At 38.5% G+C, this 15,702-nt stretch carries 20 protein-coding genes and 2 pseudogenes; 7 read left to right on the top strand and 15 right to left on the bottom strand.

The genetic code is table 11. The features are described 5' to 3' along the window. Positions 1 to 209, bottom strand: a 209-nt coding sequence (locus A2003_RS15010; RefSeq protein WP_286687584.1) for a helix-turn-helix domain-containing protein, incomplete at its 3' end; no start/stop codon positions are given. Between the two features lie 98 nt (positions 210 to 307). Between A2003_RS15010 and gstA the strand changes: the two genes are divergently transcribed. The 3 genes and pseudogenes from gstA to A2003_RS14995 all read left to right on the top strand — a co-directional run. Continuing rightward, positions 308 to 910, top strand: coding sequence for a glutathione transferase GstA (gstA, locus tag A2003_RS15005; RefSeq protein ID WP_286687583.1), 603 nt, complete (start codon positions 308 to 310; stop codon positions 908 to 910). Positions 911 to 948: 38 nt separating this feature from the next. Further along, positions 949 to 1,161: a tautomerase family protein gene (locus A2003_RS15000; protein WP_286687582.1), complete on the top strand. Its 213-nt coding sequence runs from the start codon at positions 949 to 951 to the stop codon at positions 1,159 to 1,161. A 1-nt stretch (position 1,162) separates the two neighbouring features. Then, a pseudogene (locus tag A2003_RS14995) lies at positions 1,163 to 1,540 on the top strand (nuclear transport factor 2 family protein); the annotation flags it as partial. Between the two features lie 3 nt (positions 1,541 to 1,543). Here the strand turns inward: A2003_RS14995 and A2003_RS14990 are convergent. From A2003_RS14990 to dapD, 8 genes and pseudogenes are all read right to left on the bottom strand, one after another. Then, positions 1,544 to 1,906 (bottom strand): glyoxalase superfamily protein, encoded by a 363-nt coding sequence (locus tag A2003_RS14990; RefSeq protein ID WP_004913523.1) that lies wholly within the window; start codon positions 1,904 to 1,906, stop codon positions 1,544 to 1,546. A 12-nt stretch (positions 1,907 to 1,918) separates the two neighbouring features. Continuing rightward, positions 1,919 to 2,482: a CAP domain-containing protein gene (locus A2003_RS14985; RefSeq protein ID WP_004953037.1), complete on the bottom strand. Its 564-nt coding sequence runs from the start codon at positions 2,480 to 2,482 to the stop codon at positions 1,919 to 1,921. A 115-nt stretch (positions 2,483 to 2,597) separates the two neighbouring features. Next, entirely contained in the window at positions 2,598 to 3,059 is a 462-nt protein-coding gene (locus A2003_RS14980; RefSeq protein ID WP_286687581.1) for a peroxiredoxin, read from the bottom strand. A 20-nt stretch (positions 3,060 to 3,079) separates the two neighbouring features. Continuing rightward, positions 3,080 to 3,766 (bottom strand): annotated as a pseudogene (locus tag A2003_RS14975) (Dph6-related ATP pyrophosphatase). A 90-nt stretch (positions 3,767 to 3,856) separates the two neighbouring features. Continuing rightward, entirely contained in the window at positions 3,857 to 4,273 is a 417-nt protein-coding gene (locus A2003_RS14970) for a hypothetical protein (RefSeq protein WP_004913510.1), read from the bottom strand. Between the two features lie 30 nt (positions 4,274 to 4,303). After that, the gene (queC, locus tag A2003_RS14965) at positions 4,304 to 4,972 is read right to left on the bottom strand and encodes a 7-cyano-7-deazaguanine synthase QueC (protein ID WP_017397575.1); all 669 of its coding nucleotides are present in this window, start codon (positions 4,970 to 4,972) and stop codon (positions 4,304 to 4,306) included. A gap of 70 nt (positions 4,973 to 5,042) precedes the next feature. After that, positions 5,043 to 5,753 (bottom strand): 7-carboxy-7-deazaguanine synthase QueE, encoded by a 711-nt coding sequence (gene queE, locus A2003_RS14960; protein ID WP_004913505.1) that lies wholly within the window; start codon positions 5,751 to 5,753, stop codon positions 5,043 to 5,045. 103 nt (positions 5,754 to 5,856) lie between these two features. Beyond that, complete coding sequence (dapD, locus tag A2003_RS14955; RefSeq protein ID WP_004913502.1) at positions 5,857 to 6,678, bottom strand: 2,3,4,5-tetrahydropyridine-2,6-dicarboxylate N-succinyltransferase; 822 nt, start codon at positions 6,676 to 6,678, stop codon at positions 5,857 to 5,859. 290 nt (positions 6,679 to 6,968) lie between these two features. On the opposite strand from dapD, the gene carO reads away from it, so the two are divergent. After that, entirely contained in the window at positions 6,969 to 7,715 is a 747-nt protein-coding gene (gene carO, locus A2003_RS14950; RefSeq protein ID WP_004953045.1) for an ornithine uptake porin CarO, read from the top strand. 103 nt (positions 7,716 to 7,818) lie between these two features. Here the strand turns inward: carO and A2003_RS14945 are convergent, their stop codons facing one another. The 6 genes from A2003_RS14945 to A2003_RS14920 all read right to left on the bottom strand — a co-directional run bounded on the left by A2003_RS14945 (position 7,819) and on the right by A2003_RS14920 (position 13,395). Beyond that, positions 7,819 to 8,742, bottom strand: coding sequence for a CysB family HTH-type transcriptional regulator (locus A2003_RS14945; RefSeq protein ID WP_004953047.1), 924 nt, complete (start codon positions 8,740 to 8,742; stop codon positions 7,819 to 7,821). A 76-nt stretch (positions 8,743 to 8,818) separates the two neighbouring features. Further along, positions 8,819 to 9,889 carry a sulfate/molybdate ABC transporter ATP-binding protein gene (locus A2003_RS14940; RefSeq protein WP_286687580.1) on the bottom strand — a complete coding sequence of 357 codons (1,071 nt, stop codon included), beginning with the start codon at positions 9,887 to 9,889 and terminating at the stop codon, positions 8,819 to 8,821. An 11-nt stretch (positions 9,890 to 9,900) separates the two neighbouring features. Further along, positions 9,901 to 10,794, bottom strand: coding sequence for a sulfate ABC transporter permease subunit CysW (cysW, locus tag A2003_RS14935; RefSeq protein WP_151707723.1), 894 nt, complete (start codon positions 10,792 to 10,794; stop codon positions 9,901 to 9,903). Further along, the gene (gene cysT / locus A2003_RS14930; protein WP_126131786.1) at positions 10,791 to 11,624 is read right to left on the bottom strand and encodes a sulfate ABC transporter permease subunit CysT; all 834 of its coding nucleotides are present in this window, start codon (positions 11,622 to 11,624) and stop codon (positions 10,791 to 10,793) included. The genes cysW and cysT overlap by 4 nt, the downstream gene beginning before the upstream one ends. Before the next feature lie 78 nt (positions 11,625 to 11,702). After that, entirely contained in the window at positions 11,703 to 12,305 is a 603-nt protein-coding gene (locus A2003_RS14925) for an RBBP9/YdeN family alpha/beta hydrolase (protein ID WP_286687579.1), read from the bottom strand. Positions 12,306 to 12,387: 82 nt separating this feature from the next. Further along, positions 12,388 to 13,395, bottom strand: coding sequence for a sulfate ABC transporter substrate-binding protein (locus tag A2003_RS14920; RefSeq protein ID WP_004913484.1), 1,008 nt, complete (start codon positions 13,393 to 13,395; stop codon positions 12,388 to 12,390). A 251-nt stretch (positions 13,396 to 13,646) separates the two neighbouring features. On the opposite strand from A2003_RS14920, the gene pabC reads away from it, so the two are divergent. The 3 genes from pabC to A2003_RS14905 all read left to right on the top strand — a co-directional run. Beyond that, positions 13,647 to 14,459, top strand: a complete 813-nt coding sequence (pabC, locus tag A2003_RS14915; RefSeq protein ID WP_151835306.1) for an aminodeoxychorismate lyase — start codon at positions 13,647 to 13,649, stop codon at positions 14,457 to 14,459. Positions 14,460 to 14,461: 2 nt separating this feature from the next. Next, a complete protein-coding gene (gene mltG, locus A2003_RS14910) occupies positions 14,462 to 15,538 on the top strand; it encodes an endolytic transglycosylase MltG (RefSeq protein ID WP_087540061.1) in 1,077 nt (358 codons plus the stop codon). After that, positions 15,538 to 15,702: dTMP kinase (locus A2003_RS14905; RefSeq protein ID WP_286687585.1), on the top strand; the 165-nt coding region annotated here is incomplete at its 3' end. The genes mltG and A2003_RS14905, both read left to right, overlap by 1 nt.

Below are 15,702 nucleotides of genomic sequence, written 5' to 3'. Positions count from 1 at the left end.
ATTTTTCCTTGCGTAGTTAAACGGACTTGTCGAGTCGTTCTTACAAACAATGGAGTCGCTAAATGCTTCTCTAATCGAGCAATGGAGCGACTGACCGCTGCTGGACTCACACCTGCATGTAAGGCTGCCTTAGAAAAGCTTTCATATTCTGCTACTAAGCAAAACAATTCGACGCTACTAAACATCATCCGTTTTAGAGGGTGATTCATTCATTACACCATGTAAAAAATGATTTGAGTTGCAAGCTATTTAAGCACATATAAGTAAACAATAAGATGATTCGCATACCTTGTATGGAGTTATTTTTATGAAATTGTTCTATTCAACGAATGCCTGTTCTCTAGCCCCACATATCGTTTTAAGAGAGCTTGGACTTCCATTTGATTTAATCAAAGTCGATTTGCAACAGCATTTAACTGAACTGGGTGAGGACTTTTATAGACTCAATAAGAAGGGTCAAGTACCTGTATTACAGCTTGAAGATGGTTCTTTTTTAACGGAAGGTGCTGTGATTAGTCAGTTTCTTGTGGATCAATTCGAACGTAAGGATTTATTACCTGAAATAAATACCCCAGAGCGTTATCAAACACTTTCTTGGATGAATTTTATTGCTTCAGAAATTCATAAAGCATATTCACCATTTTTCCATGAATCCTATGGCGAAGAATCTAAAACTATCTTTAGTACAATTTTAAATAAACACTATGCATGGGTTGATCAACAGTTAGATGGGCAAAACTACTTATCGGGAAGTAATTTTACCATTGCTGATATTTATCTGTTTGTGGTGACACGCTGGGCTGACTTTATTGGTCTTGATCTTGGGCATTTTATTCATTTAACAGCTTTTATGCAGCGAATTGCTCATCGTCAAACGGTTCAAGACGCAATAGCTGCCGAAGCATCTTAGTATTCTTGCTATCTATAAAATTATAAAAGGAGATCCGCATGCCTTATATTTTAATTCAAATTACTAAAGAGAATGCCTCTACTGCACAGAAACAACAGTTGATTCAAGAGGCTACAGATTTAGTGGTTCGGGTGCTTCATAAAGACCCAGCTACTACATTTGTGGTCATTGATGAAGTTGATACAGATAACTGGGGTGTGGCAGGCGAATCAGTTTCGACCATACGTAATAGACAAAGAACAGGTACATAAGATGCAAAATAATCCGATAATTAAAATTCAACAGCAACTCGAAAAATACTTTGATGGTTTGTACTTTTGTGATGTGGATAAATTGCAGGGCGTATTTCATTCCGATGCAACTTATATCAACGCTACGGATGACCCTATTCTCAAATTGGATATGACCACTTACTTCTCTATCGTGGAAAAGCGTATTTCACCCGCATCTCAAAACCAATTGAGACAAGATAAGGTTATTGCGATCAATTTGATTCATGATCAGCTAGCGATGGTACATGTTGAATGTGTGATTGAACCTAAATATTTTTATGATGCACTTACATTGGTACAAAAGCAGGGTGAGTGGAAAATTATTTCTAAAGTATTCCATTATCAACTTTTAGCGGACCAATTAAGCATCTTCCCAAAAGATAATTCGATTGGAAAAGGGATCAGTCATACTCAGTTCTAATGTTTCCCAATCTGTTTTTTCAACTTGGGGTTTAGCAAACTTATAATCCTTGACCTCAAGTTCATTTTTTAACAAGCTGAGATTCTCCCAGTAAATACGAATCGCACTATGCGGACTCGCATCACCGAAGTGTTCGGACAAATGGAGAATACAATCGTCTTTGGAAATTTGCAGATAAATAGGGAAGTTATCCCCAAATGTGTGCTGCCAGTCGATTTGGAAGCCTAAATAATCAAGATAAAATGATTGTGCTAATTTTATGTCAAAGATACGAAAAATAGGAATGATCGAGCCATTTTGCATAGGTATTTCCTGTTAACGAATTCCAAATTGTTGTGCCCAGTATGGCTTTTGTTTTTCAGTGGAGTCAAAGGTACATGCCACTGCATAGTCTGTAAATTTAGGATTCATTATATTGGCACAATGCATAGGGCTGTTTAGCCAAGTAGTTAATACTTCATTCAAGTTTTTCTGCCCACGTGCAACATTCTCACCTCCGCCGCGTCCTTTAAACTGATAAAGTTTCAAGCGAGCTTTGAGGTCTAAACCGCCCTGACTACGATGCCCTAAAAAATTATATTGAGCCATATCTATGGCATGAGCATAAGCACTTCTAGCCAAATGTTCATTCCATACTAAGGGTGATGTTGCTGAAAAATGTCGTTGTCCACATTGACGCGCTTGTTGCCGAATTTCGTTAATCGACTGCAAGATGGTTTGTTGATAAGCTGGGTTTTGTAAGTCTTCACAGCGTATTTCGTTTGATAATTTCTGAACTTGAGAGGTTGAAGTAGAATATTCTTGTGAACGTGTTGGGGTGCTGATACTGCATCCAGAAATAAACAACGGAAATAAAATTAAAACTTGGATCGATTTCATTTTTTAAGATTTAGGTTCGTTATTTTAATCGTTTAATGATACGTTATTTTAGTTTAGGGCTACAATTTAACTGTAAAAAAGCGAGTATAAACTCGCTTTTTTGAAGGCAAGCAAATTAAGCAGATTGTAAAACTTTTAAATCTTCCAATACTTGTTCAGCATGTCCTGCAGCTTTAACTTTACGATAGCTTTTCACCAATTGCTTATTGTGAAAAATAAAGGTTGAACGTTCGATGCCCATGACTTGTTTGCCATACATATTTTTTTCTTTAATGACATCAAAATGTTTACATAAGATTTCTTGTCGATCACTAATCAAATTGAAATTAAGTGATTGCTTTTCAATGAAGTTCTGGTGAGATTTAACAGAATCACGTGAGACACCAATAATTTGACAGTTTAAAGCTGCAAACTGATCTTTTAAACATGAAAAACCGATCGCCTGAGTTGTACAGCCAGGTGTGGAATCTTTAGGGTAAAAATATAAAACTAACCATTCACTTTCGATTTGTGTCAGGTTAAGTTCACCTTCAGTTGTCGGGAAGCTTTGATCAGGTAATTGAATATTCTCAGACATGTCTCATCCTTCAATAAAGGTTATGGTTGATCTAGTTCAAGTGGTAAAAATGCATATTCTTCATGATAAACAATTTCACCATGGCGTATAGGAATTGCTTTGTTAAAAATGGGACCATTGATCACTGTGGTGTGAAATTCACCACCTTCGCCACATGGATCAATACCGCGATCTTCCAGTTCTTGGATATATTCCAAATTAAGTGTTTTACCTAAGTCTTCAACGCGCATCCCCAATTTGAGATTGACGGTAACAATAACACTGTGAAAACTAAGTGAAATAAATTCCTCAACGACTTGTTTGTGTGGTCTTAACCAAAGTGGCATGCCTAACTTGAGCCCAACCTGTTGAGTGACTTTATCGTGCCAGCAACCATGCTGTGGCATGTCGAGATCGCCACTAACGAGTACTTCAGCTCCATGAGCTTTAGCCTGATGAAGTAAATCAATAAACTTACTTTCATAATCAGACCAACTCGATGAAGTCATATAAACAGGTAAACCTATCGCATCAGCTTGAGCACGAATGATATCTAGGGGCATTGCGTGCGAACGTGATCGTTGTCCTTGTTCCTCTTACATCACAATTAAGCCTAACACCGTCCCTTTATGCATAGCATGGTACAAGGCGAGAGAACTATCTTTGCCTCCACTGAATGAAACAATTGATCGTCGATTTTCAGCATTGGTTTTCCATTGATCGTGCATGAATTTAGTCAATTTCTTTAGGTGATTCAAATATTAACAGAACTAAAAAAAGCCTGCATAAATGCAGGCTTTAATCTGAACAATACAAGCTTACTTTTTAGGAGCTTGTTGCTGAGCAGCTTTCATTGCTTCTTCAGTTAATTTTTCTAACTTAGATACTAAAGGGGCGCCTAAGCAAGCTTGTAAATCTTTATTTTGCTGTTGGACAAACGCTAAAGAACTAGGGCTTTTCTTTGCATTAATTGCGCTTTGAATTTCCCATTTTTGTGCTTCAGTTACTTTACCTTGTGCATCAATTTGGCAACTACAGAATTTACTTACTTCAGCAGAAGTTAGTTTTCCACCTTTAGCTGTTTGATCTTTACATACGTTGACTAATGCAGATTTTACATTGGTACTTTTATATGCTGCTTGTAATGGATTATCAGCTGCATGAGATGCTGTAGCAAAGAGAGCCGCAGCTGACATCATTGTTGAAAGAATAATATTTGATTTAGAAAACTTCATATAATGTACCTAATTTTTACCTTATATCGTTTATTCCGCATAGCGCGTAGGATCCGCGACACCTGCTTCGATAAAACCTTGCTGACGTAAACGACAACTGTCGCATTTGCCACATGCACGTCCTTGAGCATCTGCCTGATAGCAGGATACCGTTTGGCTATAGTCTACGCCATGTTCGATGCCTAAGCGTATAATATTCGCTTTGGATAAATGTAACAGAGGTGTTTCAATTTTAAGAGGTTTTCCTTCAACACCAGCTTTTGTTGCAAGTCTTGCAAGATTGGCAAAAGCGTCAATAAATTCTGGGCGACAATCTGGATATCCTGAATAATCAACAGCATTTACACCAATAACAATGGCTTCAGCGTCAAATACCTCAGCTGCTGCAAGAGCATAGGATAGAAAAATTGTGTTACGTGCTGGAACATAAGTTACAGGAATACCTTCTTGTAATTGTTCAGGTACATCAATGTTATGATCTGTAAGCGCGGAACCGCCTAAATTACCCAAATCGATATTAATTACACGATGTTCAACACCTGCTCGTTGTGCAAGTGCCTTAGCTGCATCAAGCTCAGTTGTAGAGCGCTGACCATACATAAAACTTAAAGCGATACAGTCATAGTTTGCTTGTGCCCAAGCGAGACATGTTGTCGAGTCTAAACCGCCAGACAATAATACGATGGCACGAGAACGCATATTATTTTCCATTATTCAACCTAAAATTATTCGTAGATGATTTGCCTCATTTGAGACAGTCACAAGATCATTAGCGACCAGATTCATCATTCCATAACAGCTTATGTAACTGTAATTGGAAGCGAACAGGGAGATGGTCATCTAAAATCCACTGAGCTAAATCACGTGCAAGAGCAGGCAGGGCAACAGCACCTTTTTCTACCGCGAAAGCAGGAGAGAACCATACTGTACTGACTTTATCTTGCAACTGGAAATTTTCCAGTTGTTGTTTAGACCATTCATAGTCGGCACGATTACAGATCACGAATTTAATCTGATCATGCTGTGTTAGATAGTCGAGATTGGTAAGTAAATTACGATGATCTTCATTAGACGTTGGTGTCTTTAGATCTAATACTTTCGAAACACGTGGATCAACTTTAGAAACATCTAAAGCTCCGCTTGTCTCAAGCGAAACGTCAAAACCGAGATCACACAAGCGTTGAAGTAATACAAGACAATTCGGCTGTGCAAGTGGTTCGCCACCAGTGACACATATATAAGGTGTTTTAAACTGGCTTGCTGTTTCAATGATATGTTCAAGTGATTGACGCTCGCCACCTTCAAAAGAGTACGTGGTATCACAATAGCTGCAACGAAGAGGGCAACCAGTTAAACGAATGAAGACAGTGGGTAAGCCAAATGTATTCGCTTCGCCTTGCAAAGAATAAAAAATCTCTGTGATACGCAAACCAGCAGCAGGATCAGAGACAGGAATTGCAGAGGAACGTAAGGAAGTCATAAAGAGTTACCACAAAATCAGCAAGCTATTAAAAAACAAAAATCTCTACGATCAGTGATAATCGTAGAGACGAGGAGCAGTATAAGCTCCGTGGTATTACATCTTAGTCAGCACGTAATAAATCATTTAAACTTGTTTTAGCACGTGTTTTCGCATCAACTTTTTTCACGATGATTGCTGCGTAAAGGCTATAAGTTCCACATTTAGAAGGAAGGCTTCCCGCAACTACAACTGAACCAGCAGGTACGCGACCATAGTGAATTTCGCCAGTTTCACGATCGTAGATCTTAGTCGATTGACCGATGAATACGCCCATAGAGATTACAGAGCCTTCACCAACAATTACGCCTTCTACAATTTCAGAACGTGCGCCGATGAAGCAGTTGTCTTCAATGATCGTTGGGTTTGCTTGTAATGGCTCTAATACACCGCCAATACCTACACCACCAGATAAATGTACATTTTTACCAATTTGCGCACATGAACCAACAGTTGCCCAAGTATCAACCATTGTGCCTTCATCAACATATGCACCGATGTTGACATAAGATGGCATCAAGATCACATTTTTAGCTTGGAAGCTACCACGGCGAGCAACAGCTGGAGGAACTACGCGTACACCTGCTGCTTTAAATTGCTCTTCAGTCCAACCTGAATATTTAGTTGCAACTTTGTCATAAAACTGTAGATCACAAGCTTCAATAGGTTGGTTGTCATTGAGTTTAAAAGAAAGTAAAACTGCTTTTTTTAACCATTGGTGAACAACCCACTCACCATCAATCTTTTCAGCCACACGAAGTGTACCGTTGTCTAAACCAGTTAATGCTTCTTCAACGGCTTGACGAATTTCTGTAGGGCAGTCCGTAGCTGAATAATTTGCACGGTCTTCAAATGCTTGCTCAATGATCGTAGAAAGCTGAGACATGATCTTCCTTCATCCAAAAAAATTTTGAAGATTTTACACTAAATTGAACCAAGAAGCTTTGAAAAAAGTCGTTACAATAAAGTGTTTTAAAATTAAGCAATAAAATTGTAATAAATTCGGATTTAATTGTTTTTTATCCATTATTTCGAAATATACAATTATTCTGAATTTGTATCAAAAAATAACAAAAAGTAATCAGTTTCTGTATAAAAAGATATCAATCATTCTTTTAAGATTTTATTACAGTAACAACTATACCTTAGATAAAAGTATTTTTTGAGGAGACTTCAATGAAAGCTTTGCGCGTTATTTTAGCTGCAGGTGCATTAACAGCGATTGCAGGTTCTGCTTTAGCAGCAGATGAACAAGTTGTGAAGGAATCAGGTTCTACGTTTCCTTCATACTTAGATCCAGTTTCAGTTCGTGCTGAAGTGGGTACTACAGGTTATGGTGGTGCGATTACTTATGATGCTAACCCTTATGTAGGTGTAACATTAGGTTATAACGGTGGTGACATTTCTTGGTCTGATGATGTCAAAGTAAATGGCTCTACTTACGACCTCGATATGGAAAATAATAATGTTTATTTAAACGCTGAAATGCGTCCATGGGGAACAAGTGATAATCTTTTTGCTAAATCACTGTATGTTGCCGCTGGTGTAGCGTATTTAGATAATGACTATGATTTAACTCGTAATGTTAATGCTACTCGTGCATTCCGTGTAAATAACCAAGACTTCTTAGCGGGAGCAGATGGCGTTAAGATTAATGGTAAGATGGAATACAAAAATGACATCGCACCATACTTAGGTTTTGGTTTTGCACCTAAAGTTTATAAGAACATTGGTGTGTTTGGTGAAGTAGGTGCGTACTACACAGGTAATCCTAAGGTTACTTTAACTTCAACAGGTACTGCGACTACTGAAGGTAACCAATCTCTAACAGAAGCGGTTAATGCTGAAGCTAATAAAATTGCTAATGACAACAAATATGAATGGTTGCCAGTTGGTAAAGTTGGTGTAAGTTTCAGTTTCTAAGCCGAACGAGCACATAGAGAAAACGAGCTGTAAAGCTCGTTTTTTTCGTTTAAAGATCCTTTTCCCAGATATAAAAAAATGGCGCTTTAAGAGCCATCTTTTTTTATTCCTCAGGGTAAGCGACTTTTTTAAGTGCTTTAATATCGGTTTTAGGTGAGCAAAGCGAGATAAACTCATAACCATAACCACGTAGTAAATGACCTTTTCTTACAGCAATCCACGTAGTGTTAGTACCAAAAATGTGAGTTTTTATTTGCTGTAAACGATAGTCACGTTCGGCATCATATGCGACATCATTGACGATCCCGACACCCATATTGAGTTCAACATAGGTTTTAATAACATCGGCATCTAACGCTGACATTACGATATCTGCATGCAAATGTGCATCTTCAAATGCTTTATCGATTTTAGAGCGACCTGTAAAACCTCCGTGATATGTAATCAACGGATACTCTGCTAAAAGATCGAGACTGATGTTGTCTAATTTCGTTAAAGGGTGGTCTTTAGGTGTAATAATACTGTGGTGCCATTCATAGTAAGGCACGCTTGCTAAGTTTTCCTCTGTGGTGAGAGATTCTGTCGCAATTCCAATATCAGCTTCACCTTGAAGTAGCATTTCAGCGATTTCAACAGGACTTGCTTGTTGTAAAACCAAATGCACTTTAGGAAAAAGCTTCTTAAATTGATTCACAATAGGAGGTAATACATAACGAGCTTGGGTGTGTGTCGTTGCAATTGTTAAAGTACCTTCATCAACTTTATTGAAATCGTCAGCAAGGCGTTTGATATTATCAGCATCAACTAACATGCGCTCGACAATACTCAATAAGGACTGTCCTGGTTCAGTGAGACCAAGTAATCGTTTACCTTTACGCACAAAAAGTTGTACGCCTAATTCATCTTCTAAATCTTTAATATGTTTACTGACACCAGATTGGGAGGTATAAAGTGCCGCTGAAGCTTCAGTTAAATTAAAGTTTTGACGAACTGTTTCTCGAATAATTCTGAGTTGTTGGAAGTTCATAATCATTATTTCCGCATATAGGATGAGGAACGGCTAAAGTTCCATATGGGTAGTTTAGCCGTCATCAAGTATTATTTTAAGCAACTTGCGTCGTTGGGTCTGCAAATAAATGAAGTTGAGCTGCGCTAATCCAGACGGTTTGGTTTGGTCTGAATTGATGCAAATTAGCTTTTTCTACACTGAGTAAAATTTCGATAGTACGCCCACTACGATCTTGTAATTCAGCGATCACTCTACCTGCAATCCAGACTTCACGTAAAAAAGTCGCTTGAACAGTATTCGGTTGAGGCTGCGCATGAATATGTAATTCATTTGGTCGAGCAAAAGCGATGACTTTTCCTTGCGGTGCTTGCAAATGATTTGGTAGTTGAATGCGATCATCTCCGATACGAATAATACCTTCATGATGTTCACCTTCAAAACGATTTGCTTGACCTAAGAAATCAAATACAAATGGTGTCGCTGGTTTTTCATAAACTTCACGAGGCGAACCAATTTGTTCTACATCACCTTTATTCATGACAATGATTTGATCAGCAACTTCTAAAGCTTCCTCTTGGTCATGGGTTACAAAGATAGAGGTGATGTGCAATTCATCATGTAGTGTGCGTAACCAACGACGCAGTTCTTTACGAACTTTAGCATCCAAAGCACCAAATGGTTCATCCAGTAATAAAACACGAGGTTCAACTGCTAGAGCACGTGCTAAAGCGATACGTTGACGTTGACCACCGGATAGTTGTGCAGGGTAACGATCAGCTAAAAAGCCAAGTTGAACTAAATCAAGTAAACGCGTAACTCGTTTTTTAATTTCAGCTTCTGATGGACGTGTTGCACGTGGGCGAACACGTAAACCAAAAGCAATATTGTCATAGACGGTCATGTGGCGAAATAAAGCGTAATGTTGGAAAACGAAACCAACTTGTCGCTCACGTACATGAATATCAGTTGCATCTTCACCCTCAAGCAATACTTGCCCGCCATCGGCTGATTCTAAACCTGCAATAATTCGCAAAAGCGTTGTTTTTCCGCAGCCCGATGGACCAAGTAAAGCTACTAGCTCGCCCTCTGGAAAATCTAAAGAGATATTTTTAAGCGCGTGGAATGCGCCAAAGTGTTTTTCAATATTTTTAACTTGAATACTCATTTGTACATTCCTCAGTGGCTAGATGGATTATGTTGATGTTCATTGCTTTGGTCTTGGCGCATCTCTAACCAAGTTTTTAAAATCAAAGTGATGATTGCTAAGAATGCCAGTAAAGATGACACCGCAAATGCAGCACTGAAGGTATATTCGTTGTATAGTATTTCTACATGTAAAGGTAACGTATTCGTTTCACCACGAATGTGTCCTGAAACAACCGACACCGCGCCAAACTCACCCATAGCTCGTGCATTACATAGAATCACACCATAGATCAAACCCCATTTAATATTTGGAAGTGTTACTTTCCAGAAAGTTTGCCAACCAGATGCACCAAGGACGATTGCAGCTTCTTCTTCTTCAGTACCTTGAGCTTCCATGAGCGGAATGAGTTCGCGTGCAACAAATGGAACAGTGATGAAAATAGTAGCTAAAACAATACCTGGAACGGCATATAGGATTTTGATGTCATTATCCATGAACCATCCGCCAACCCAACCTTGAGAGCCAAAAATTAAAACAATCATTAAACCTGCTATCACAGGTGAAACTGAGAATGGCATGTCGATAATGGTGGTCAAAATGGCTTTACCACGGAACTGGAACTTAGCTACCGCCCAAGCTGCTGCAACACCAAATACAACGTTAATCGGTACAGCAATCGCAGCAGTGATTAAGGTGAGCTTTACAGCCGATAGCGTATCTGAGTCAGTCAATGCGTTTACATAGACTTCTAGACCCTGTTTAAATGCTTCGACAAAAACCAAAATTAGGGGTAGAACCAAGCAACTTAAGAAAAAGATTAATGCGACAGTAATTAGACTATAACGAACCCATGTCGGTTCTCGAGTGGCATCTCTTGCTTGTAATTTGAGTGCCAAAGCATTGCTGTTTGTATTCAAACTCATTGTGCAACTCTCCCTGTACGACGGCTTGCCCATGCTTGAACTAAATTAATTAAAAATAAGATGGCAAATGAGAGAATGAGCATGACTACAGCGATCGTTGTTGCGCCTGCATAATCATATTCTTCCAAACGAGAAATGATCATGAGGGGAGCAATCTCTGTTTTATAAGGTTGATTGCCTGCAATAAAGATGACAGAGCCATATTCACCAACACCACGAGCAAATGCCAAAGCAAAGCCTGTCAGTAATGCTGGAAATAAAATTGGAAGTATGACTTTGGTAATGGTCTGCCAGCGATTTGCACCAAGTGCAGAAGCTGCTTCTTCTAATTCAGATTCAATATCGCTGAGAACTGGTTGTACTGTTCGAACAACAAAGGGTAATCCAATAAATATCAGGGCAAGAGTAATACCAATAGGGGTATATGCAACTTGAATCCCTAACGGTTCCAAATATTGACCAATCCAACCTGTTGGAGCATATAAAGAAGTGAGTGCAATCCCTGCAACAGCTGTTGGTAGGGCAAAAGGTAAATCGACTAATGCATCGACAATTCTTTTACCTGGAAAACTATAGCGAACTAAGCACCATGCCAATAATAATCCAAAAAACACATTCACTAGCGCAGCAATCAATGCCGCACTGAAACTAAGTTGCAGTGACTTTAGGATTCGTTCTGAAGTTAAGATTTCCCATAAACCATCCCATCCGATTCCTAAAGATCGGATAAATACAGCAGATAAAGGAATAAGCACAATCAAAGATACATAAGCGAGAGTAAAGCCTAATGAGAGACCAAACCCTGGCAGCACTCGGGAACGCTGCGACATGACATTTCCTCAAAGAGAAATATTTGCTAAATAAGCAAATAAACGAAACTAAAATCAAAAAATACGGTGAAGATGGGGCTAGGCAAATTTCATATTAAAATTTGCGACCTTCGTTAGAGCGGTAGGTAAGCTCTTTTTTTCAGGTAATAAATAATTCAGGATCTCAGGGAATGGACCAAACCCTGAAGCAACATTGATGTGACCAACAGGTCCTAAATTAATTGGTGTTAATTTCCATGATTCTGCGAGCTGTAAAGCATCGACATAACCAAGCCATGGATCATTCTCACTAATTAATAACGTCGTTGGCACATCAATACTGAGTCCATGAAAATATGCTTTATAGTCAGTTAGACTATGACGAGCGAAACCTGCTTCACCAAAACGTGCTGGATTTGCGGGTGCAACCAAAACTAAATTTTTTACTTGTACATTTAGTTCAGGGTGCTCGGCGAGAGCCGCTACACTGGTTAAGCATCCAAAACTATGAGCAACGATCTGAACAGGTTCATTAACGGATGAAACAGTTTTGATAAACTGATCAATCCACTCTTGCAAGACTGGACGATCCCAGTGTTTCTGTTGAACACGAGAACTAGACATGAGTTTTTGTTGTAGCCAAGACTGCCAGTGTTGAGCCTCGCTGCCACCTACACCAGGAACAATTACGGTATGAGTCATGTCTAATCTCCTTAGAATCCTTCCCAACCTTGCTTTATGAAAGTGAGGAAGTCCCTCTTAGAAAAAGTGGGACTTAGTTGGATTATTTACCTGTGCTATTGATCTTGACGATTTGGTCGAAAATTCCACCATTATCAAAATGGGTTTTTTGTACTTTTGCCCAACCACCAAATTCTTTATCGATTGTTACTAGTTTCAGTGGTTTGAATACGTTGCTGTATTTCTTTAATACGGCTGCATTGCGAGGACGATAGAAATTACGCGCTGCAATTTCTTGACCAGCAGGAGAGTACAAGTAATTCAAATATCCGCGTGCAATTTGGGCGTTACCTTTTTTCTGAGCATTTTTTTCTACTACGGCAACAGGTGGTTCCGCTAAAATAGAAAGAGACGGTGTGATGATTTCGAATTTACCTGGCTGCTCTCGAACGGCAAGGAAAGCTTCATTTTCCCAAGCTAACAACACATCACCGATACCACGTTCAGCAAATGTAGTTGTTGCTCCGCGTGCTCCTGAATCCAAAACTTTGGTTTGCTTATAAATTTGACGCACAAATTCTTGAGCTTTAGCGTCATTGCCGCCTTTTTGATGTTTTGCCCAAGCCCATGCACCTAAATAATTCCAGCGAGCACCACCCGAGGTCTTTGGATTTGGCGTGATGATTTCAACACCAGGTTTGACTAAATCACCCCAGTCTTTGATTTTCTTTGGGTTATCTTTTCGAACAAGGAATACAATCGTTGATGTATATGGCGTAGAGTTATTTGGTAATTTCTTTTGCCAGTCTGCTGGAAGTAATTTTGCATTTTCAGCAATTTCATCAATATCAGCAGCAAGTGCTAGCGTTACGACATCAGCATTTAAACCATCAATGACAGCACGTGCTTGTTTGCCTGAGCCGCCGTGTGATTGTTTGAAGTCAATATCTTGTCCTGTGCGCTGTTTCCAGTAAGCGCCGAATTGTTTATTGAAATCTGTATAGAGTTCACGTGTCGGATCATAAGATACATTTAAAAACTCTTGCGCAGCAAAAGAAGAAACTGAAAGTAATGCAGCAATTACACCGACTTTGACCTGAGATAAACGCATGGAGACCCCTCAAAAATTAAATCATTGTTTGGAATATGTACGCAGCATAACTGCAGTTTTTTTGCAAAAAAAATAATTAAAATCGAATTTGATATGAAAAATTAAGAAATACATAAAAGAGATAAGTTATGCTGAATAACTGATAAATAAGAAATTTTTATTTTATGAGTGAAGTTGTTATAATTATTTAAAATCAATAGGTTATTAAAATTAATAGCTTCGATGAATGTATCCTAAAGGATCTTTAACTTATGCAATGCTATAAAAATGGGCAGTTGATTGATTCAATTCCTTTATTGGATCGTGCGTTTCACTACGGTGATGGGTGTTTCACAACAGCACGATTGGTGCATGGTGGAATGGAATTAAAAGAACTACATATTGCCCGTTTGAATTATGCTTGTAAAAATTTAAGTTTGGATGCTGATTTATCTTTTATAGACCAAGCATTAGATCAATTGCCACAACATGAAAAAAACTTGAATGGTACGTTGAAGGTTGTAATCAGTCGCGGAGAAGGTGACCGAGGATATAGTCTTCCTTTACACCCAGCCGATGTATATGTGTGGTTTTATCCTAAACAATGGCAACATTTAGAGCCTGAATGGATTGAAAGTGGTTTACTGAATCATGCTATAGGTTTGCATATGCCTCATTTGGTTGGTTTGAAGACTTTGAATCGACTAGAGCAAGTTGTGTTGAAGCAAGAAGCAGATCAACGAGGTTGGCTAGAAGCATTAGTTACCGACGTGCAAGGGTATATTGTTGAAGGTGTAAGCAGTAATTGTTTTATTCGTATAAATGATCAATGGATTACTCCAGAACTTCGCTATAATGGCGTGCACGGTGTAATGCGTGCGCACATTCTATCTCTTATGCAACAAAATCATATTTCATGTGAACAACGTTGTATTGAAATGGATCAGATCGCGCATATCCAGAACATATTTTTCTGTAATGCTTTGCATCCGATGAAAGCTGTAGTTCGATTTCAAGGTCGAACAATGCAGCAGCAACCGTATCTTGATTTATTTAATTCTTTAAAACTTAGCCAGATTGACTAAATATGCCGAAACCTCCGAATCCAAGCAAAACTAAGAAAAAGCCTAAAGCCAAATCACAAGCTAAGTTTTCTATTAAGTTTTTTATCATTGCAGTCATCGCTTTTTTGATTGTGATCTTTGGTGTTTTCTGGTCAAGTTTATTCAAGAATTACCCTGTTCAAAACAAAAAACAGCTTTTGGTCATTTCTTCTGGAGATACCTATTCTGGTTTTATTGACCGTTTAGCTGAAGAAAATAAAGTGAATTTTCCGATTCTTTTGAAACTCTATCAAAAGTTTATGATTCATGACACGATGAAAGCAGGTGTTTATGAAGTCACGCAAGGTATGAGTGTTCGTCAAGTTTTGGAAATGTTATCCAATGCTGAAAATGCTCAAATGAATCGAATTTTAGTTATAGAAGGAACGACATTTAAGCAATTGATTAACAATCTTAAAAAAGATTCAAATGTCACTAAAACAATATTGGATTTACCTCAGGATCAATTATTAAAAGAACTTGATATTCCTTATTCACATCCTGAAGGCTTGTTTGCACCAGATACATATTTCTTTGCCAAAGGCGAAACTGATAAAAAAATCTTAACGGATTTATATCATCGTCAAATGAAGTCTTTAGATGAAGCTTGGGCGAATAAAGCAGCCAATCTTCCTTATAAAGATAAATATGAAGCATTAATTATGGCTTCAATTATTGAAAAAGAAACCAGTTTAGATCGTGAGCTAGAGCAAGTTTCAGGTGTTTTTGTGCGTCGTTTAAAAATTGGTATGCGCTTACAAACTGATCCAACTGTAATTTATGGTATGGGAGATCGTTACACAGGTAATATCACACGTAATGATTTAAGGACACCAACCGCATATAACACTTATACAATTAATGGTTTACCGCCAACCCCAATTGCATTACCAAGCAAAAAAGCGATTGAAGCAGCGATGCATCCAGACGATTCAAAAAATATTTATTTCGTCGCAACAGGAAATGGTGGACATAAATTTAGTGCTTCTCTAGCAGAGCATAATCGTGCAGTACAAGATTACTTGTCTGTACTCCGTTCAAAGAAAAATCAAGGTGAATGATGTTTATTAGTTTTGAAGGTACGGAAGGCGTAGGGAAAACCACTCTGATTCGTAAAATTCATCAGTACTTTGAACAGCAAGGTAAGGAAGTTGTACTGACCCGTGAGCCTGGTGGCACACCATTAGCAGAACAGATTCGTACATTATTATTGGCAGTAAATCAT

Source organism: Acinetobacter sp. GWC1_38_13 (assembly GCF_001767535.1).
In the GTDB taxonomy this organism is placed as follows: domain Bacteria; phylum Pseudomonadota; class Gammaproteobacteria; order Pseudomonadales; family Moraxellaceae; genus Acinetobacter; species Acinetobacter junii.
Note: the sequence above shows the minus strand (reverse complement) of the source record. Positions and strands in the feature narration are given on the sequence as shown.